The 19,572-nt window shown below is 34.7% G+C and carries 17 protein-coding genes and 1 pseudogene; 4 read left to right on the top strand and 14 right to left on the bottom strand.

Annotated features, from left to right (window positions below; translation table 11 throughout):
* Nucleotides 1-71 precede the first annotated feature (71 nt).
* Nucleotides 72-545 carry an S-ribosylhomocysteine lyase gene (locus QQZ16_RS16925; RefSeq protein ID WP_031539027.1) on the bottom strand — a complete coding sequence of 158 codons (474 nt, stop codon included), beginning with the start codon at nt 543-545 and terminating at the stop codon, nt 72-74.
* A gap of 192 nt (nt 546-737) precedes the next feature.
* Here QQZ16_RS16925 and yidD point away from each other — a divergent pair, with 192 nt between their 5' ends.
* Nucleotides 738-995, top strand: coding sequence for a membrane protein insertion efficiency factor YidD (gene yidD, locus QQZ16_RS16920; protein WP_031539026.1), 258 nt, complete (start codon nt 738-740; stop codon nt 993-995).
* Here the strand turns inward: yidD and QQZ16_RS16915 are convergent.
* Complete coding sequence (locus tag QQZ16_RS16915) at nt 992-1,549, bottom strand: beta-class carbonic anhydrase (RefSeq protein ID WP_031539025.1); 558 nt, start codon at nt 1,547-1,549, stop codon at nt 992-994. The genes yidD and QQZ16_RS16915 overlap by 4 nt on opposite strands.
* Before the next feature lie 277 nt (nt 1,550-1,826).
* On the opposite strand from QQZ16_RS16915, the gene QQZ16_RS16910 reads away from it, so the two are divergent.
* Nucleotides 1,827-1,991, top strand: a complete 165-nt coding sequence (locus QQZ16_RS16910; RefSeq protein WP_065429131.1) for a DUF1540 domain-containing protein — start codon at nt 1,827-1,829, stop codon at nt 1,989-1,991.
* Nucleotides 1,992-2,052: 61 nt separating this feature from the next.
* Here QQZ16_RS16910 and QQZ16_RS16905 read toward each other — a convergent pair whose 3' ends face one another.
* The 6 genes from QQZ16_RS16905 to QQZ16_RS16880 all read right to left on the bottom strand — a co-directional run bounded on the left by QQZ16_RS16905 (nt 2,053) and on the right by QQZ16_RS16880 (nt 9,716).
* The gene (locus tag QQZ16_RS16905; RefSeq protein ID WP_284561536.1) at nt 2,053-3,255 is read right to left on the bottom strand and encodes an NAD(P)/FAD-dependent oxidoreductase; all 1,203 of its coding nucleotides are present in this window, start codon (nt 3,253-3,255) and stop codon (nt 2,053-2,055) included.
* A gap of 31 nt (nt 3,256-3,286) precedes the next feature.
* Complete coding sequence (locus QQZ16_RS16900) at nt 3,287-4,759, bottom strand: o-succinylbenzoate--CoA ligase (RefSeq protein WP_031539023.1); 1,473 nt, start codon at nt 4,757-4,759, stop codon at nt 3,287-3,289.
* A gap of 167 nt (nt 4,760-4,926) precedes the next feature.
* Entirely contained in the window at nt 4,927-5,745 is an 819-nt protein-coding gene (gene menB / locus QQZ16_RS16895; RefSeq protein ID WP_031539022.1) for a 1,4-dihydroxy-2-naphthoyl-CoA synthase, read from the bottom strand.
* A 37-nt stretch (nt 5,746-5,782) separates the two neighbouring features.
* Nucleotides 5,783-6,589, bottom strand: a complete 807-nt coding sequence (gene menH, locus QQZ16_RS16890; protein ID WP_031539021.1) for a 2-succinyl-6-hydroxy-2,4-cyclohexadiene-1-carboxylate synthase — start codon at nt 6,587-6,589, stop codon at nt 5,783-5,785.
* A 12-nt stretch (nt 6,590-6,601) separates the two neighbouring features.
* Nucleotides 6,602-8,335, bottom strand: a complete 1,734-nt coding sequence (gene menD, locus QQZ16_RS16885; protein WP_031539020.1) for a 2-succinyl-5-enolpyruvyl-6-hydroxy-3-cyclohexene-1-carboxylic-acid synthase — start codon at nt 8,333-8,335, stop codon at nt 6,602-6,604.
* Between the two features lies 1 nt (nt 8,336).
* The gene (locus tag QQZ16_RS16880) at nt 8,337-9,716 is read right to left on the bottom strand and encodes an isochorismate synthase (RefSeq protein ID WP_031539018.1); all 1,380 of its coding nucleotides are present in this window, start codon (nt 9,714-9,716) and stop codon (nt 8,337-8,339) included.
* Nucleotides 9,717-10,023: 307 nt separating this feature from the next.
* On the opposite strand from QQZ16_RS16880, the gene QQZ16_RS16875 reads away from it, so the two are divergent.
* Complete coding sequence (locus QQZ16_RS16875; RefSeq protein ID WP_031539016.1) at nt 10,024-10,776, top strand: TraR/DksA C4-type zinc finger protein; 753 nt, start codon at nt 10,024-10,026, stop codon at nt 10,774-10,776.
* Nucleotides 10,777-10,843: 67 nt separating this feature from the next.
* Here the strand turns inward: QQZ16_RS16875 and QQZ16_RS16870 are convergent, their stop codons facing one another.
* Genes QQZ16_RS16870 through glgB form a run of 5 tightly spaced genes read right to left on the bottom strand, consistent with a single transcriptional unit; the run spans nt 10,844 to nt 18,771 of the window.
* Nucleotides 10,844-13,246 (bottom strand): glycogen/starch/alpha-glucan phosphorylase, encoded by a 2,403-nt coding sequence (locus QQZ16_RS16870; RefSeq protein WP_031539015.1) that lies wholly within the window; start codon nt 13,244-13,246, stop codon nt 10,844-10,846.
* On the bottom strand, nt 13,236-14,690 hold the full coding sequence (gene glgA, locus QQZ16_RS16865; RefSeq protein ID WP_031539014.1) for a glycogen synthase GlgA: 1,455 nt from the start codon (nt 14,688-14,690) through the stop codon (nt 13,236-13,238). The genes QQZ16_RS16870 and glgA overlap by 11 nt, the downstream gene beginning before the upstream one ends.
* Nucleotides 14,687-15,715 (bottom strand): sugar phosphate nucleotidyltransferase, encoded by a 1,029-nt coding sequence (locus QQZ16_RS16860; protein WP_031539013.1) that lies wholly within the window; start codon nt 15,713-15,715, stop codon nt 14,687-14,689. Before QQZ16_RS16860 ends, glgA begins: the two co-directional genes overlap by 4 nt.
* A gap of 22 nt (nt 15,716-15,737) precedes the next feature.
* Nucleotides 15,738-16,883, bottom strand: coding sequence for a glucose-1-phosphate adenylyltransferase (locus QQZ16_RS16855; RefSeq protein ID WP_031539012.1), 1,146 nt, complete (start codon nt 16,881-16,883; stop codon nt 15,738-15,740).
* On the bottom strand, nt 16,831-18,771 hold the full coding sequence (gene glgB / locus QQZ16_RS16850; RefSeq protein WP_031539011.1) for a 1,4-alpha-glucan branching protein GlgB: 1,941 nt from the start codon (nt 18,769-18,771) through the stop codon (nt 16,831-16,833). The genes QQZ16_RS16855 and glgB overlap by 53 nt, the downstream gene beginning before the upstream one ends.
* Before the next feature lie 300 nt (nt 18,772-19,071).
* Between glgB and QQZ16_RS16845 the strand changes: the two genes are divergently transcribed.
* Nucleotides 19,072-19,284, top strand: a complete 213-nt coding sequence (locus QQZ16_RS16845; RefSeq protein WP_031539010.1) for a hypothetical protein — start codon at nt 19,072-19,074, stop codon at nt 19,282-19,284.
* 196 nt (nt 19,285-19,480) lie between these two features.
* Here QQZ16_RS16845 and QQZ16_RS23300 read toward each other — a convergent pair.
* Nucleotides 19,481-19,572, bottom strand: a pseudogene (locus tag QQZ16_RS23300) (IS200/IS605 family transposase); the annotation flags it as partial.

Genomic DNA, 19,572 nt, shown 5'->3' with positions numbered 1-19,572 from the left:
TCGAGAATGTGTCCATTCTCGGAGGCATTTTGTCTAATCTGAAAGAGAGACAGATGCCTCTCTTTTCCAACTTATGCAAATACTTGTTTTAATTCCTCTTTATCTTTGCTTAACCAAAAATTCATCAGTCTTTTCGCCCCTTCAAGATCATGAAGTTTCGCTTGACCACATTGTTTTTCATTAGCTGCAGGAATCTCAGTAATTTCTATAGCTGTCTTCATGGTTGCCTCTAATAAATCGATAATTTCATCCACCGTAGGTTCCCCACTAACAACTAGATAATAGCCAGTCTGGCAACCCATTGGGGAGATATCAATGATATCAAAATGATTATATTTATCCACATGGGCACGTAAATTAAATGCTAATAAATGCTCTAAAGTATGAATAACGTCAGGCTTCATAGCTTGCTTATTCGGCTGACAAAAGCGAATATCATATTTATTTACAACTCCATCACTACCTACTTTGTGTACGCCACAATGTCTCACATAGGGAGCTTTTACTGCATTATGATCTAATTCAAAGCTTTCAACTGAAGGCATATAAACATCTCCTTTTATTCATGTATCTCTATTATACCTAAAAAACCGAGTAATTTCATCAACTTAATATATATAATATTTTTCCAGTAGAAATTAGTGCTATTTCTCCAAAATGATGGCTAAAAGTGAATACTTTATTCGTGTTCCACTCCATGGTATACTACTTGCAAAGAAGGAGAGGGAAATAAGCTAATGAAACATGTTTTTTTATTTATTATCCGCTTTTATAGAAAAGTAATTTCTCCATTAAAGCCACCAACCTGCCGTTTCTATCCAACATGCTCTTCCTATGGTTTAGAAGCCATACAAAAATTTGGCGCTTTTAAAGGAGGGTACTTAACAATCAAACGAATTCTTAAATGCCATCCCTTTCATCCTGGTGGGGTAGATCCAGTGCCTGATGAATGGAAGTGCAAAAATCATACCCATCCACCAAAAGAAAATAATTAATATCCATCAACAATTAAATCTAATTTTCCCGTTTTTGGATCAATAACTAATCCGTGTACTGGAACTCCATTTGGTAGTAAAGGATGTTTTTTTATCATATCTACACTATGTGAAACACTATCCTCTACTGAATCAAATCCGGTTAACCATTTTTCAAGGTTTATTCCAGAATGCTGCAATGTAGCGAATGTATCATCCGCAATGCCTCTTTCTTTCATTTTTTCCATCATACTGTCAGCGTGTAGTGCACTCATTCCACAATCATGGTGTCCTATCACCACTACTTCATCCGCTTGTAACTCATACACTGCAACTAAAATACTGCGCATGATGCTACCAAATGGATGAACAACTACAGCACCTGCATTTTTGATAATTTTTACATCCCCATTAGAAAGATTTAATGCTTGTGGTAATAGCTCTAAAAGTCTTGTGTCCATACAAGTTAAGATTACCATTTTTTTATTTGGAAATTTGCCCGTTATAAATTTTTCATATTTTTGTTCCCTAACAAACTCCTCGTTATACACTAAAATATTTTCTAATAAACTCACTTTAAGCACTCCTTAAAAAAATCATTCATTATAAAAAATAAAAACAGCTACTTTTTCAAAATAGGAAAAATATTCTCCCTATTAATAGTAATGAAAATTCATATAATATACAAATTTGAAATCTTTGTTCCTTCAAATTCTGGCTTTTCTTAAAAATTGTTCTAGGTATGTATCTCCTCCCTCCTTCTAATACTAATATGTAATGAAATCTTAATCTGTCTCATTGATAGGAATGAAATCCTTGTGAAAAAAACTTATTAATAAGGAGTGATACCCTATGGCAAAAGATGTACTTTGTGAAGTAAGTAACTGTACTTATTGGGAAAAAGGAAATCATTGTGGTGCTGATCAAATTTATGTAGTAAGTAATGTTGGGAAACACGCGGATACAAGTTATGAAACAGACTGTAAAACTTTTGAGCCTGAAACAAGCTTAAGCTAAATAGTTAAAAAACGCAAAAAAGAATCCCGTAGAAGTTTTATCACTTTTTCGGGATTCTTTTTTATCTATCCAATCGTACTAAATCTGCATCTTGGTGTACCCCTTTTGTGATTAAATCCTTTATTATCGTAGAACCAAAGGAACTGTAAACCGTGCCATTTCCACCGAATCCTAAACAATAATAGACGTTTTTACTATTGGGTACTTCTCCAATAAAAGGGATTCCATCCTTTGATTCTCCAAACGTAGCACCATAAGTATAGTCAGCTTTTAGTTGGATTTGTGGAAAATGTTCCTTAATACGAGCCAATAATTTATGACCATATGCCTCTAATATCTTCGGATCACTCGGTGCCTCCATTGTTTCTTCATCTAAACCACCAGCAACAATTCTTCCATCAAAAGTCGTTCTCATATAGAAATAGGGACGCTTCGTTTCCCAAATAAGGCACCTATCCTCCCATTGATGAAACGAGGGAATTGGATTCGTAACCGTTACATAAGTTCTATTTAATTCCGTTGCCATATTTCGTGTATAATTATCCAATTCATAACCTGTTGCATAAACAACATGCTTTGCCCGAATATTTGCGGTTTCACTTTTATACAGCCAGTAGCCATCTTGAAAATGTACCTTTTCGACTTCAGTATTTTCGAACACTTGAATATTATTACATTTCGAAGCCTCTTTTACTAAAGATACAACAAGCCTATGAGGATTTACTTCTGCGTCCCCACTTGTGCGAATTGCTACATGTTTTCTAAACCCATACGTTTTATAAATCATTTCCGCATCTAAAAATTCTACAGGAAAATCATATTTCTTGAGCATTTCATATTCGTTTTTAATGGATTGGACATCAGCTTCTGTACTTGCATAATATAAGCTTTGCCTATTCTCAAATTGAATGTCAGCCTTTAGGGATGACGCTATTTCTTTCAATTCCTCCATTCCCTTCAAGCACAATCGGTAAAAGCGAACTGCATCTTTCTCCCCTATGTTTTCAGCAAAGGAATGTAGCATTTTATCATTACAGTATTGTAATAAGCCAGTGTTAGCAGCAGAACTGCCATCCCCTACTTGATCTTTCTCCACTAGAATAACTTTAAGTGGTTCCTTCGCTAGTTTATATGTTAAGAAAGCACCTGACATACCTGCCCCAATAATTAGAACATCACATGACATGTCTTCACTCAGCTTTGGATAAACTGGTTTATTCCCCAAAGTTGTCGGCCAATATAATGATCCATGGTATAAGCTCACAAACCAACACTTCTTTCTTTCTATTTTTCAATTAGAAATCCTTTTGCTCTTCTACCCATTCTCTTAAGTTCCTTCGAACAATTTTTCCGGATGCATTTCGTGGAAGTTCTGAAACAAAAAAAACTCTTTTCGGAATTTTATATTTTGCTAATGATTTCTCGCAGTTTTTCATTATGGATTTCTCGGAAAGAACACTTCCATCTACTACAACAAAAGCAACAGGAACCTGCCCCCATTGATTATCTGGAATGCCAATTACTGCAGCCTCTTTAATTCCTTCCATTTCAGACAATACCGCTTCTACTTCTGCAGGATACACATTTTCTCCACCAGAAATAATTAAGTCAGATCTTCTATCTAACACATAGAGAAATCCTTCAGAATCTATATACCCAATATCACCTGTAAAAAACCAGCCATCTTTTAAATGATTTTCTTTGTTTAAATAGCCTTGTGATACATTTGGCCCACATACTTTTATTTCTCCTACCTCATTTGGTCCTAATACTTCTCCTAGGTCGTTTACAATCTTTAATTGAGCAGGGAATAGCGCTTTTCCAGCGGAGCCTATTTTTCTAATACTGTCCTCAGGTGATAAAGTGACAATTTGGGAAGAAGTTTCCGTCATGCCATAGGAGTAATAGACGCGTATTCCTTTATTAATACATCTTGTAATCAATTCAACAGTGGCAGGTCCTCCACCTAAAAGCATATAGCGGAAATAAGCTGGAAACTTTTCATTAGTAGCTTGTTCTATTCGCTCTAGCATTGTTGTTACTACAGACACGATGGTAACTCTTTCTTCCCGTATATCTTGCAGGACTTTGTGTTCATTAAATCCATCGTGCAAAACAATTTTCATTCCATAAATAACACTTCTCATTAAAATAGAAAATCCGCTAATATGGAATAAAGGAACGGCACATAACCAAGTTTCCTTTTCATATAAACCAGCATTCAACGTATTTCCTATTGCACTCCACCAATGATTGCCGTAAGATTGTATCACTCCTTTTGGGAGACCAGTTGTTCCTGATGTATACATGATTGTGCATGTATCAGCTAATGAAAACTGCTCTTTTTCAATTGGTTCTATGTATGAACGATCTTCTATTCCCTCTTTGTAATAAACAGAGATTTTCAGCTCTTCTGCTAATTGTCGCGCAGTCTCTTGAAAATGATCTTCTGTTATTAAAAAGGTGGCATTAGCATCAGTTAATTGAAAAGTCATTTCATTTGCTGTTAAGCGATTGTTAAGAAGAACTGCCTTTGCTCCAATAATTTGCATGGCAAATAAGTGAAGGACGGTTTCTAAATCACTTTTTATAAGAAATCCTACATAATCTGTGTCTTTTACTCCAAAGGCTGTCAGTAACCCTGCACGGTAATAGGCCTTCTCATATAATTCTTTAAACGTTAGACTTTCCTTATTAAAAACAATCGCCTCTCTATCTGGGGTTAAAAGTGCTCTATTTTTAATAAAATTAGGAAGTATTTCTGTCATGACCTTATTAATCCTCTTTTCTATACAACAAAGGTGACACATCATTAGCATGTCCCTAAAATCACATTTGCTAAATACGAGTGTCACCCTTTGATATTATTTAAATAGATTGTAAATCAACAACTATTTCCATTTTTGATTTTACGTTATTAATTAACTCTTTCCTATTAAGGAAAACGTGGGAATTGTCCAAAATCAGGATTGCGTTTTTCCTTGAAGGAGTCACGTCCTTCTTTTGCTTCATCTGTTGTATAGTATAGAAGGGTTGCATCTCCTGCAAATTGCTGAATACCAGCTAAACCATCTGTATCCGCGTTAAAGGCAGCTTTTAAGAAACGAAGTGCAGTGGGACTCTTTTCTAAAATCTCTTCACACCATTGAATCGTTTCTTCCTCTACTTTTTCTAACGGTACAACTGTATTTACCAATCCCATATCTAATGCCTCTTGTGCATTATATTGACGACATAAGAACCAAATTTCTCTTGCCTTTTTATGACCAACAATTCTTGCTAAATAGCCAGACCCATAACCAGCATCAAAGCTTCCTACCTTCGGACCAGTCTGTCCAAAAATTGCGTTATCCGCAGCAATTGTTAAGTCACAAACAATATGAAGCACATGGCCTCCACCAATCGCATAGCCTTTTACCATTGCAATTACAGGCTTTGGAATGACTCTAATTAGACGCTGTAAGTCAAGGACGTTTAAACGTGGAATTTGATCCTCACCTACATATCCGCCATGTCCTCTTACCTTTTGGTCTCCACCAGAACAGAAAGCTTTATCACCTGCTCCTGTTAAAATAATTACACCAACATTGCTGTCATCTCTTGCCATTGCAAACGCGTCAATTAATTCACTTACCGTTCTTGGTGTGAAAGCATTATGTACATGTGGTCTATTAATCGTAATTTTGGCAATCCCATTATATGTTTCATAAATGATTTCTTCATATTGTCTGCCAGCTACCCATTCTACCGCCATCATTTTTTCCTCCTTTTCACAGGGCTGAACCTTTATGTCAGCTCCTTAAAAACTCCATTACTATTGTACCAAAAATCTCAGGTTTCTCCACATGAATTGCATGTCCTGCATTATTTACATTCAAATGGCGTATATTCTTATTTTTTTTGACCATTTCTTCCGCAATTTGATAAAACTTTCGATCTAGTTCTCCTGTTATTAAAAGTGTATCAATCGAAAGCCTAGAAATTCTGGACCAATAAGAGCTTTGTGCTCCTGTCCCCATTCCTTTTAAACTATTCGCTAATCCAATGGGATTATTAGCAAGCCGTTGATTTCTTATAGCCCGCTTAATAGTTGGATCTAGTCGCTCCTGACTTTTAAACAAAGGAATCTTCTCCCATTTATTTACAAAATGGATAATCCCCTGTTCAAGGATAGAGTCTCCTAGTTTTTCATCCTGTATTCGTCTTTGTTTTCTCTCCAATTCCGTTTGTAAGCCAGGAGAAGCGCTTTCAAGAATAAGCTTTTTTACGGTTTCAGGATATTCGCTGCAATACGCAAGTGCCAACCGTCCACCCATGGAATAGCCTAATATATGAACAGGAGCTAGACGAAGATAATCAATCACAGCTTTTATATGTGCAACACTTTCCTTCATTGCATACTTTTCTGCTTCTTCCGGTGAATCGGTTTTTCCATGACCAATAATATCTACTGCTATTACCTTGTAGCTTTTCTTCCATAACGGAATAAATGGGAACCATGTTCCGCTATCTCCAGTAAATCCATGTAATAATAATAGAGGTTCTCCATCTCCCTCAATAGTTATATGATAGTTTATATTCTTTATTTGGATAAACATATACTTCACCTTTTAACCCAGCTGATTTAAAATCTTTTGAATCCTATCTGTCATTTGCCGATGCTCTATTAGATTTTTCTCTCGATTTGTCCGCAGCTCCCAAACTCTCATACCTTCTTCAAAATTACTATGCTGAAATTGTGTCTCTAACCCTTGCCAACTTTCAATAAGTTTATACTGTCCCTTATACATTTCAACAGCATGCTTAAAATCAATACCTAAAGGAGTCCCAAAAAGCAGTTCAAAATGTCTTGGAAGATTTACCTGTGGCAAAAACGAAAAGATTCCGCCTCCATTATTATTTATCAATAGCACAGTTATCGGGAGCTTATACAAATGAGATAATACTAAACCATTTAAATCATGGAAAAATGTTAAGTCCCCAACAATTAAAAATAATGGTTGTTTAATGACTCCAACTCCAAGAGCCGTAGAAATTGTCCCATCGATTCCATTAGCTCCTCTATTTGCGATAATAGTAACTTTTTTATTTTGTTTATGAAAAAAAGTATCTAAATCTCGAATAGGCATACTATTTCCAACAAATAACACCGCATCATTCGGAATCATTTCACCCAAGCTATGAAAGAGTTTTGCTTCACTTATTTCTTGAATTTCCGCTGTTTGCATTAATTCCTTTTTTGTGAGTTCATTAATATCTATCCATATATTTAAATAGTGATTTATTGAGCAATGAGATATAAATGATGCAAGCTTTTCACAAAAATACCCTTCTTCACAATAAACCATATCTGTTGTCAGTTGATTAGGATCTCGATAGCCGATGCCACCATCTACAACTATCAGTTTTGCTTTTTCATTTTCGCGTAAGAAAATAGTTAATGGCTTTGAGATAGGCATACTGCCAAAGCGTATTATCACATCTGGCTTTAGTAGAGATTTTACCTTTTCATTTCTTAAAAAAGTATCATATGTGTCAATAATGCTATTCGTTCCTGCACTATTACTCCGCAGTTGAGAGAGAGGATCAGCAATGATTGGGAAACCAGTCTTTTCAGCCAATTGTATTACCTTTGCTGAAAAATCTTCTTTATCTATCTCTCCGCATATTATAATCCCTTTCCCATCAAGACTAGCTGCTAATTCCAGAAAATAAGCATCATTCATTCTAAAGTCACCTATATCCATTCGAATGGCAGGCTTTTCCTTTTCGTTTAATTGATAACTGTCTAAATTATCTAAGTCAGGAATTAACGGCTCCCGTAATGGTATATTTACATGTACTGGACCACTTGGTTGTTGTTTTGCCATCGAAACTGCTCTAGCTCCTACTGTTTTAGCATATCGAATCATTCCTGGACTATTATCAGGTGTGGACATTTCCATAAACCATTTTACATGCTTCCCATAAAGGTCTAGCTGATCAATCGCTTGAGGTGCACCTACATCTCTTAACTCATGCGGACGATCTGCCGTAAGTACTATTAACGGAATTCGGGATATTTTCGCCTCTACGATAGCAGGAAAATAATTAGCCGCAGCTGTTCCCGATGTACATACTAATACAGTCGGTTTTTTGGATGCTTTCGCTATTCCTAATGCAAAAAAAGCAGCTGATCGTTCATCAACATGAATATGCAGATTTATATCTTCCTGTTCTGCAAGCAATAGACTAATTGGTGTAGATCTAGAACCAGGGCTTATTACAGCATGTTCTACACCACTCTTTCCTAATTCAGCTATTAGTGCATGCAAATAGGCTGTTAATTGTTGTTGATGATTCATTTTATTTTCCTCCTAACGCTGTAAGCATTGGCTTAAATTTGATAGCTGTTTCCGTATACTCTAATTCAGGATCAGAGTCAGCAACAATACCACATCCAGCAAAGATTGTAGCACTGTTTCCATGTAATAATCCAGAACGGATACTGACAGCAAACTCACCATTTCCCTCATAATCAAGCCAGCCTATCGGAGCACCGTAAAGCCCTCTATCCAATCCCTCCACCTCTCTTATAACCTCTAAAGCTTCATCACGTGGAAAACCACCGAGAGCTGGAGTAGGATGCAATAATCGAATTAATGAAATTAAAGATTCTGTTTCCTTTACTTTGCCACTAACGGGCGTATAAAGATGTTGAATATCTCTCATTTTCATGATTTGCGGATTTGCCGGGATTTCTACAGTCGTACAAACTTCCTCCATGGCATTCTTAATCATTTTAACAACATAATTATGTTCTTCTCTATTTTTCGAATCAGATAGCAGCTCTTCAGCCAATGCACTATCTTCTACTTCATTATTGCCTCTAGAAATAGAACCAGCCAGACATGTTGAAAATACGGTATCTCCTGCTTTTTTAACCAATCGTTCAGGTGATGCCCCAGTAAAGCATTTATCATGAGCTTCTAAAGCAAAAATATATCCGTTGCTTTGCTGTTGTATTAAATTTCTTAGAACGGATTCTGTCACTATATCTTTTGTAAAATTCACTTTACTAGCTCGAGCCAATACTACTTTTTTTAGATTCCCGTCTAACTTTCTAATTACCTTATCAACCGTTACTTTCCATTTTTCACGATCAACTTCCATTACTTTCTGTATGGAAGGTAAAGAAACGGGAGTATATTCCTCTATTCTTTTTGGCAACGCAAAAGATTGTTTCCTCAATACTTCTTTTGCATATTCTATTTTATCTGAATGAATCAATATATTAGTTGTAATAAATTGATTTCCATCAATTTCACTTAACATAAACTGTGGCACATAAAAATGAGCTTCTGAGAAGCCATCCCATAGTTCTGTTTTTTCTTTTAATGGATCAAAGGCAAAGCCTCCTAAAAGCACTGGACCGATTCCAATATGATTGAATTCATTATACACTATTGCTTTTTCTAGGAGACTCTTCCATCTCTTCTCTACATGAGAATAGGAGCTTTCCCCTAAAGAACTTTCAATCTTTTCACAAATACCAATTCCTACAATCATGTTTTTCCCAGAAGGGTCCTTCCAAAAAAAACGTTTTCCTTTATAAGCATGGTATTTAGAAAAAAAGTCGAGAATATTCATTTTTTCTTCTACCATTTTTACTTCACTTACTAATATCGTAGGAGAAACACTATCCCTTATTTCTGTTTGTACCATTGTTCCTCTTCTATCATTCATCCCTTTGTGAATCCCCCTAAAACAAATCAAGAATTAGCTTCTTGCTTATATTGGTTCAAAGATATACGCTCATTCATTATTTTAGCATATTTTACGATACACCTGTCCTTTATATTATGTCAATCATAGTGAATTCTTAATGCCATTTCCAAATTTTAATTATTTATAGAAAAGAGGCATATTCTTTTTAGATAGGTTTGATATCGATAAAATAGGGAAATTTATGAACAACATCTTACCGTTTTAATTATGCTCCATTCGCTTATACTACTGTTATTACAATTGCATGGATAAGGATGTGTTTAACTTGTTATCAAAAGAACAAATAAATCACTTGAAACAAAATCTTGAAGAAAGAAAAGCGGAGATTTTAAACCGAATTGATGATAATGTAAGTGAGGAAAGTGCACGAGAATCTGTTGGCGAATTATCTAATTACGATAACCATCCGGGAGATATGGGAACTGAGTTATATGAAAGAGAGAAGGATTTAGCTCTAGAACAGCATGATCAATCGGAATTAGATAAAATAAATAATGCTTTAAAGGCAATGGAAGATGGATCATATGGAATTTGTACAGTATCAGGGAAAGAAATTCCTTATGAAAGATTAGAAGCAATTCCAACTGCACTAACTCTTAAGGAATATAGCGACGAACAATTTATTGCTTCTGATCGCCCAGTCGAGGAGGATATGCTTGAATTTGCTCATGGAAATCAGTATCGTCACTATGATACTGGTGCTGTCAGAGACTATGAAGATAGTTTTCAGGAAGTTGCTCGTTATGGCACTTCTGAGACACCTTCTGATTTAAGAGGAGATTTTGAAGATTATGATAGTCTTTACGATCGAAAAAGTGATGACGAAGGTTTTACAGAGGACTATGAAACATTTGTAGGAACAAATATCGATGGATCGGAACGGACTGTTTATCGTTCTAAAGCACACGAAAAATATGAACAAGCATTAGATAAGGAAGGAATTGAAGCTCCTTTTGGCGATGTTCCCTACCACGAGACAGATGGATACACAGAAGATAAGGAGGAAGAAGAGGAATAGTCCTTTTCCTCTTTCCTGTATTCAAGCAGAGAGTATAAAGGAGATTCAGAAGAATCTCCTTTATACATTACGAATATGGTTTTATATTCCAAATTTCATCTGCATATTGTTTTATTGTTCGATCACTTGAAAAATGCCCTGACATCGCTATATTCACAATACTTTTTTGCAGCCAGTCTTGCTTATTCTTAAATGCTTGATTGACCTCTTCATGAACTTTTGCATAAGAATGAAAATCTTTTAATACAAAAAACTGATCATTCTCTATAAGCAAAGAATCAAAAATCGGATCAAATTCATTAGATGGATGATCATAGAAACCATTTTTCAATTGATTGACCACTGCATGGATTCTATCGTCATGATAATAGTACTCCCGAGAGCTATAGCCACCATTTTGATATAATTCTAACACTTGATCGGAATTCATTCCAAAGATAAATATATTATCGTCTCCTACTAAATCATGCATTTCAATATTTGCTCCATCTAGCGTGCCAACAGTTAGCGCACCATTCATCATAAATTTCATATTTCCGGTGCCAGAAGCTTCTTTACTTGCTGTTGAAATTTGTTCACTAATATCTGCAGCAGGAAAAATGTGTTCGGCTAAAGAAACCCGATAATTCTCCAAAAAAACAACCTTTAATTTATTTTGAATTCTTTTATCATTATTAACCTTTTGGGCAACAGAGTTAATTAACTTGATTATTTTTTTTGCATAATAATAACCAGGTGAAGCTTTTGCTCCAAATATAAATGTTCTCGGCTCCATCTCAATAGATGGATCTTCCCTCAGCTTGTTATATAGAGACATGATGTGCAGGATATTTAGTAATTGCCTCTTATATGCATGCAATCTTTTTACTTGAACATCGAAAATAGACGAAGGATCTACAAGAATACCATTTTTGTCCTTAATTATCTTCGCAAGTATCTCCTTATTAGTTTGCTTTATTGCTGCAAGATTTTCTTTGAAATTTCCATCCTCTTGATAAGACAGTAATTCTCTTAATTGTGCTGGCTCGTCAATCCATTTATCACCAATTGTTTGAGAAATTAAGTTGGCAAGCTTGGGATTGGCTTTTATTAACCATCTTCTATGTGTGATTCCATTCGTTTTATTATTAAATTTTTCTGGATAAAATGCATAGAAATTAGCCATTTCTCGTTTCTTTAAAATTTCTGTGTGAATTTCTGCCACTCCATTAACGCTATGACTGCCGACTAATGCTAAATGTGCCATCTTAATCATGCCATCTGCAATTATTGCCATTTTCTCAATTTTCGGAAAATCACCAGTGTACTTATCCCATAAATCTTTGCAAAAACGCTCATTTATTTCATCAATTATCATATAAATCCTTGGTAATAAGGGCTGAAAAATATAGATTGGCCATTGCTCTAATGCTTCAGATAATGTGGTATGATTAGTGTAAGAGATAGTTTTTGTAGTTATATTCCACGCTTCATCCCATCCTAATCCCTCTTGATCCATTAATATTCTCATTAACTCTGGGATTGCTAATACTGGATGAGTATCATTTACATGAATACTTATATAGTGATGCATTTCACGAATATTTTTATGATGCTGCTTATAATTACGAACAATGGATTGAAGGCTTGCAGATACTAGAAAATATTGTTGCTTTAATCGCAAAATTTTCCCTTCATCATTGGAATCATCTGGATATAAAAAACCCGATATCGATTCTGTTTCCCGTTTATATCGCATAATGTCTTTAACATCTTTTGCAATTAAGGAAGACGGTTCTGCATTCCAAAGCCTCAAGGTATTTACCGTTGTTGTATGGTAGCCTATTACTGGTACATCATGTGGAACTGCTGTTACAGTTTCGGCATTTAAATGTCGAAACTGTAACTTTCCATCCTTCCTATACATATCAATATTTCCCCAGAAATAAATATCTACTGCTAAATCTTCCTTTCTAACTTCCCATACCTGTCCTTGCTTTAGCCATTGTTCTGGCAACTCAATTTGATATCCATCGACAATTCGCTGTTCGAATAATCCATGCTTATATCGGATACCACAGCCATGTCCTGGTAAGTTCAATGTAGCAAGAGAATCCAAGAAACAAGCAGCAAGTCTTCCTAGCCCTCCATTTCCAAGACCTGCATCATGTTCAATATCTTCCACTTCAAAAAAATCAATCCCAAGTTCCGCCAATCCGTCTATTACTACTTGATCAATACCTAAATTAACTAAATTATTATGAAGTAATCGTCCTAATAAAAACTCAATCGAAAGATAATAAACCTCTTTCCCGCCACTTTTCCGACTTTGCTCATTTGTCTGAATCCAATTCGAGCTCACATACTCTCTAATCATGTGACCTAATGTTTGAAAATGATCACTACTTGTTGTATCTTCAAAGGTTTTTCCATAAGTCATTTCAAGCCTTTGTAAAAAATACTTTTTAAATCGTTCCTTATTAGAAAACATGGGATTCACTCCTCGAGATAAGCTCTGCATATAATTGATTATATTTAAATGCAGATTGAGCCCAGCTATTATCCATTGACATTGCATTTTTCATTAGTTTATGCCATACTTCTTTATCTTCTTTATAAAAATGAATACCTCTTCTAATTGTATAAAGCATATCATGTGCATTAAAATTGGAGAAACTAAATCCATTCCCCTCTTTAGCCACTTCATTATAAGAGAACACTGTGTCATTAAGTCCACCTGTCTCTCTAACAATTGGGATATTACCATATCTCAAAGCTATTAACTGACCTAAGCCACAAGGTTCGAACTTAGAGGGCATTAGAAATAAATCTGCACCTGCATATATTTGATGAGCTAAGTTTTCATCAAATCCAATATATGCTTTACATTTGTCTGAATACATATCTTCCATTTCACGAAAGAAATTCTCAAACTCCGGATCGCCTGTTCCTAAAACTAAAAACTGTACTTCTTCTTCCATCATTTCGTGAAATACATGTCTAACTAGTTCTAGTCCCTTTTGACTGGTTAATCTTGATATCATACAAGTAATTGGAATATCCGGATTTTCTTTTAATCCAAATTTTTGCTGAATAAATCTTTTGTTTTCTTGTTTTTTCTCTAAAGAAGTAACGGTATAGTTAGCAGCTATCATAGAATCTGTTTCCGGATTGTATGTTTCTTCATCAATACCATTAATAATACCGTATAAATCTGACTCTCTCTGCTTTAATACATTATTCAGCTTCTCTCCATAATATTCTGTTTGTATTTCGTTTTTATAAGTAGGACTTACTGTTGTAATCTTATCGGCAGAGATAAGTCCTCCCTTCATTAAATTTACGTTTCCATAGAATTCTAGATTTTCTGTTGTAAAATAATAATCATTTACATTAAATAAATCACCAAGTACCTCTCTTGGTAATATTCCTTGAAACTGAAGATTATGTATGGTAAAAACAGTCTTAATATCGCTATACTCTTTTCTCCATTTATAGTCCACATTCAATAAGAAAGGAATCATCGCTGTATGCCAATCGTGGCAATGAATGATATCTGGAAATTCGGCTAAAAATGGTAAACTTTCTAAAACAGCTCGATTAAAGAATGCATAACGCTCCCCATCATCCCCATAGCCATATAAGCCACTTCTCTTAAAATACCACTCATTATCAATAAAATAAAAAGTGATACCGTCTACTTCTAATTCTTCTATTCCACAATACTGATTTCGCCAGCCTACTGGCACATAGAAATATCTTTTCTTCTCTATGTTGGCAAGTAAATGGGCAGGGATATCTTGATATTTTGGCATAATTACTGCTACATCTGTTCCTTGTTTTTTTAATTCCTTTGGAAGAGAACCAGCTACATCTGCCAGTCCTCCTGATTTTATAAATGGTACACATTCTGAAACTGCAAATAATACTCTCACGAATTCATCAACGCTCCTTGCACGGTTCCTTTTCTTACTACAAAAGGAGAAGTAGCAGTACCTGTCATCACTGTACCACTTTCAACTATAACATCCTTATCTAGAATCACTGAGTCCAAATGACAATTTTCTCCAATTGTGCATTTTTGCATAATAATACAATTCTTTAAACTAGAACCTTTTCCAACTTTCACAGCTCTAGAAATAATACTGTTGGTAATATCGCCTTCAATAACACATCCATTTGCTATCATTGAGTTTTTTACTTCACCCGTACTTGTATAGCGAGTAGGTGGCTCATCTTTCACCTTAGTAAATATTGGTCTCTCTTTTATAAAAAGCTGATTCCATACTTTAGATTTTAAAATATCCTTGCTTACATGATAATAACTAGATATAGAATTTATTTTTTCGGCATAGCCGTTATATTCGTATTCACATATTTTTAACTGGTTATTAATATCTATTACTACATCTTTCATACATGTATAACCTTTATCATCCCTTGAATGTATTAATTCAATTAGCTTTGATTTCTTGATTAGATATATTTCTAGGGAACTTCCATTATTGGTAATCTCCGTTATATCACAGCCAGAATCGAGATGACGTTCTAGTACAGGAGTAAAATTCATATTAAAAACGGTAAAGCAATTCGCAACTAATGCATATTCTTGCTTGCTTCTCTGAAAATAATCCATATTTGCTGAAAAATGATTAAAAGAACCTATACCACTAGTATTTGCATCATCCATTGATGCAGGAAAGAAAAATAAACCATCTCTTTTTCTATCTAAGTCCCAGTTTTTCCCCGATCCCAAGTGATCCATTAAAGAGCGGTACTGATACTTTGGAAAAATAGCAACACTTCCTATTCCAGAGTTCACCATATTGGAAAGAACAAAATCAATTAAACGATATCGTCCACCGATTGGAAGTGCAGCTAGTGTACGATGAGCAGTTAACTCTTCTAAATCTTCCATATGTGTTGTTGCATCAATTATGCCCAGCATTGATCTTATCATCTTAATCCCTCCTTCTAGTTTGTTAGGAAATCATTTCATTAACCATTTCTTCTGTTACTAGGACTACTTCATCTACGTCTTTATTTGGTTTAATGACCATTCCATCTGGTATTGTAATGTCAGAAGGGACAATAGCCTTCTCAATATAAACATTGTTGCCAATCTTAGCATCAGGCATTATTACAGAACTACGAATGATTGTCCCTTTTCCTACAGTAACCCCTTGAAAGACTATTGATTTTTCTAAATTCCCACTAATAATACATCCTTCATTTACCATGGACTCCTTAACCAGTGCATCATTAGAAATATATTGTGGTGGATGATTTGGATTTACGGTATAAATTCTCCAATTATAATCAGATATATTTAAATTACTAGTCTCATCCAATAAATCCATATTTGCTTCCCAAAGGCTTTGCACAGTTCCAACATCTTTCCAATATCCTTTAAATGGGTAGGCAACAACCTTTTTCTGTTTTTCTATTAATAAAGGAATGATATCTTTCCCAAAATCATGTGATGAATTTTTGTTTAAATTATCTTCTTCTAGTAATTCTTTTAATACCTTCCATTTAAATATATAAATACCCATAGAGGCTAAATTATTCTTTGGATGCTTTGGCTTCTCCTCAAATTCAATGATGTGCATATCTTTATTTGTATTCATAATTCCAAATCTACTAGCATCTTCCCATCCTACTTGAATGACAGAGATAGAGGCATCTGCTTGCTTTGAGATATGATATTCTAGCATCTCCTCATAATTCATTTTATAAATATGATCTCCAGATAAAATAAGAACATATTCAGGATCATATTGAGACAAGTAGTTCTGATTTTGAAATATGGCACTGGCTGTTCCCGTATACCATTTCACTTCGGAAGATTCACTATATGGAGGCAAAACAGTTACTCCTCCATTAACACGATCTAAGTCCCACGCACTTCCTATTCCAATGTAAGAGTTTAAAACTAGCGGCTGATATTGTGTTAAAACACCAACTGTTTCTATTCCAGAATTGGAGCAATTACTTAAGGTGAAGTCAATAATTCGATATTTTCCTCCAAAAGGAATAGCAGGCTTTGCTAGACTCTTGGTTAATGAATATAGCCTACTCCCCTTTCCTCCTGCTAGAAGCATTGCGACGCACCGTTTCTTTCCCATTTCCTTTTCTCCCCTTCCGATGTTGAACTGGACGTAAAACTATCATACTGAAAGCTGGTATTGTTAGCTGAACAGAAAAAGGTCTACCATGAAATTCTACATTTTCTGCTTTTATTACTTTTTTATTTATATAATTAGCTCCACCAAATCTATCAGTGTCACTATTTAATATTTCTCGGAAAGAGTTATTTAGAGGAACACCTATCCTATAATTTTCATATGTATGATAGGTAAAATTACAAATTACGACTAAATAATCCTCTTCTTTTTCAGCTTTACGTATAAAGGAGAATATCGATTGGTTTCTATTATTTACATCAATCCATTCAAAGCCTTCATTAACATGATCCAGTTGATACAAAGGCTTAGATCTTTTATAGATTTTTAGTAATTCTTTCATATACTCATTTGCTTTTTGGTGCATCTCATAATCTAGCAACATCCAATCTAACTGTTCTTTATCTTTCCATTCTGCAAAGTGTGCAAATTCATTTCCCATAAATAATAATTTTTTTCCTGGATGGGCAATCATATATCCTAAAAGAAGACGAAATTGAGCAAATTTTTGCCAATAATCTCCTGGCATCTTATCTACTAACGATTTTTTTCCATGAACAACTTCATCATGTGAGAAGGGCAGAACAAAATTCTCGGAAAATGCATAATGTAGAGAAAAGGAGACTTTATCATGTATATGCTTTCTATTAACTGAATCAGTTTCCATATAGGTTAAAATATCATTCATCCACCCCATATTCCATTTATAATGGAATCCAATACCGCCATAATGGACTGGAGCAGTTACTTGGGGCCAGTCAGTAGAATCCTCAGCAAACATCAAGACTGACGGATCATATTGACATACTGTTTGATTTAATTTTTGGAGGAAATCGATTCCGTACTGATTCACACTGTTTTCATTGGAATTTGGCCAATAAATTATATTAGAAACAGCATCTACTCTAAATCCATCGACATGAAAATACTCCATCCAAAAAATAGCGTTTGAAATAAGGAAGCTCTGAACTTCTTTTTTTCCTAAATCAAAATTTGCTGTTCCCCAAACGTAATTCTCGCGATCTAATGGATTGCCATAATCAAATTGACTCGTTCCGTCAAATTGATATAATCCGTGCGCATCCTTACAGAAATGACCTGGCACCCAGTCAAAAATAACTCCTAGTCCGTGCTGATGACACTTGTCGATAAAATACATTAAATCCTTAGGCTCCCCAAATCTGCTCGTTGCAGAGTAATAGCCTGTTCCTTGGTATCCCCAAGATATATCAAGGGGATGTTCAACTAAAGGCAGTAGCTCAATATGTGTAAATCCTTGCTCTATTACATAAGGAATTAATTCATCAGCAAGTTCTCTATAAGAATAAAGATCTCCATTCTCATGCATTCTCCAAGATCCTAAATGAACTTCATATATAGCTAATGGCTCATTTAGGGAATTCTTTTTTGTCTTTTTTTGTTTCCATTTTGAATCTTTCCATTTATAGCCTTCCAATGAATAAACAATAGAAGCTGTATGGGGTCTTAATTCGGAGAAAAAAGCATATGGGTCAGCCTTAAGAAGCACTTTTCCATCAGGTGATGTTAATTTATACTTATACATCGCACCTGTTAAATCCTTATTAACATTTAGAAGCCACACACCTTCTTTATTAATTCGTTCCAGTGAAAAACCTTCCCCATTCCAATTATTAAAATCCCCAACCAATTGAACAGATAGAGCATTTGGAGCCCACACACAAAAACTGGTGTAAACCTCTCCATTTTTATGATGAACATGGGATCCAAATAATCTATAACTCTCAAACAAGTTACCTTCGTGAAATAAATGTAGTTGAAATTCTGTTGGATATACTGTCTCCACTGTCATCCTACTTTCTATTACATATAATATTAAGTGACTAAACTTTACACTTTGTACATGCTAATTCCCTTTTTTTTAATTTCTAAAACAAATTACGACATTCATTACAATTGTACATAGAATTAAATTCGATTAATTTTAATATTCTATCAATAAAGTGTAAATCCTTTTTTGTTTTTAAAATTTTATGATACTCTAAAACTTTTTATGTTTAATTGACTAATTTAGATTGTGAATTTTTATCATAGATTTTGAATGATTAGGAATACTAAGAAGGATCTCTAAAAATAAGGAAGGTAACTTATTATGAGTAAAAGTGAAGAAGAATATCTGAATGAACAGACATCAAAAAATTATAATCCATTCTTTGAAGCACCGGACCAAAAAATACTTGCTGTTGACATGTTTAGAGGACCATATACTGGATTTCTTTCCGATTTTGATTTAAATAATCCAGGTAACAAATTATTTACAAGTGAGGATAAATGGGAAGAAAATTTAAAACGGGGAAAATTTTAATAACATCTAAAATTTCTTATTCTAATCACTTTAATGTTCCAACGGCTAACTTTCTTAAATCAATAAGGACCACCCGTGAGAACGGGTGGTTTTCTCTGCGGCTGAAAGCCTTTGTTACTGACCAAACCCTAAAGGGCTACTGAAAGGTTCGCCATTTGTACTACTTCTACTGGCCAGACCTCAAAGGCCTTCTCTCCTAATTATTTCGTTTCTTTTTCTTCACTTCTTCCCCTGTAAATGGATCAATATATTCCATTATCGTTAATTGTTCTGCGACTATATCATCTT

Source organism: Bacillus sp. T2.9-1 (assembly GCF_950097965.1).
Lineage (GTDB): Bacteria > Bacillota > Bacilli > Bacillales > Cytobacillaceae > Niallia > Niallia hominis.
The sequence above is the reverse complement of the archived record's forward strand: the minus strand, read 5'-3'. Positions and strand labels throughout refer to the sequence as shown.

Coding starts and splice junctions, on each gene's coding strand:
- QQZ16_RS16925 (WP_031539027.1), bottom strand. CDS start 545: ATGCCTTCAGTTGAAAGCTTTGAATTAGATCATAATGCAGTAAAAGCT.
- yidD (WP_031539026.1), top strand. CDS start 738: ATGAAACATGTTTTTTTATTTATTATCCGCTTTTATAGAAAAGTAATT.
- QQZ16_RS16910 (WP_065429131.1), top strand. CDS start 1,827: ATGGCAAAAGATGTACTTTGTGAAGTAAGTAACTGTACTTATTGGGAA.
- QQZ16_RS16900 (WP_031539023.1), bottom strand. CDS start 4,759: ATGACAGAAATACTTCCTAATTTTATTAAAAATAGAGCACTTTTAACC.
- menB (WP_031539022.1), bottom strand. CDS start 5,745: ATGGCGGTAGAATGGGTAGCTGGCAGACAATATGAAGAAATCATTTAT.
- menH (WP_031539021.1), bottom strand. CDS start 6,589: ATGTTTATCCAAATAAAGAATATAAACTATCATATAACTATTGAGGGA.
- menD (WP_031539020.1), bottom strand. CDS start 8,335: ATGAATCATCAACAACAATTAACAGCCTATTTGCATGCACTAATAGCT.
- QQZ16_RS16880 (WP_031539018.1), bottom strand. CDS start 9,716: ATGAATGATAGAAGAGGAACAATGGTACAAACAGAAATAAGGGATAGT.
- QQZ16_RS16870 (WP_031539015.1), bottom strand. CDS start 13,246: ATGTTTTCTAATAAGGAACGATTTAAAAAGTATTTTTTACAAAGGCTT.
- QQZ16_RS16860 (WP_031539013.1), bottom strand. CDS start 15,715: ATGATAAGATCAATGCTGGGCATAATTGATGCAACAACACATATGGAA.
- QQZ16_RS16855 (WP_031539012.1), bottom strand. CDS start 16,883: ATGGGAAAGAAACGGTGCGTCGCAATGCTTCTAGCAGGAGGAAAGGGG.
- glgB (WP_031539011.1), bottom strand. CDS start 18,771: ATGACAGTGGAGACAGTATATCCAACAGAATTTCAACTACATTTATTT.
- QQZ16_RS16845 (WP_031539010.1), top strand. CDS start 19,072: ATGAGTAAAAGTGAAGAAGAATATCTGAATGAACAGACATCAAAAAAT.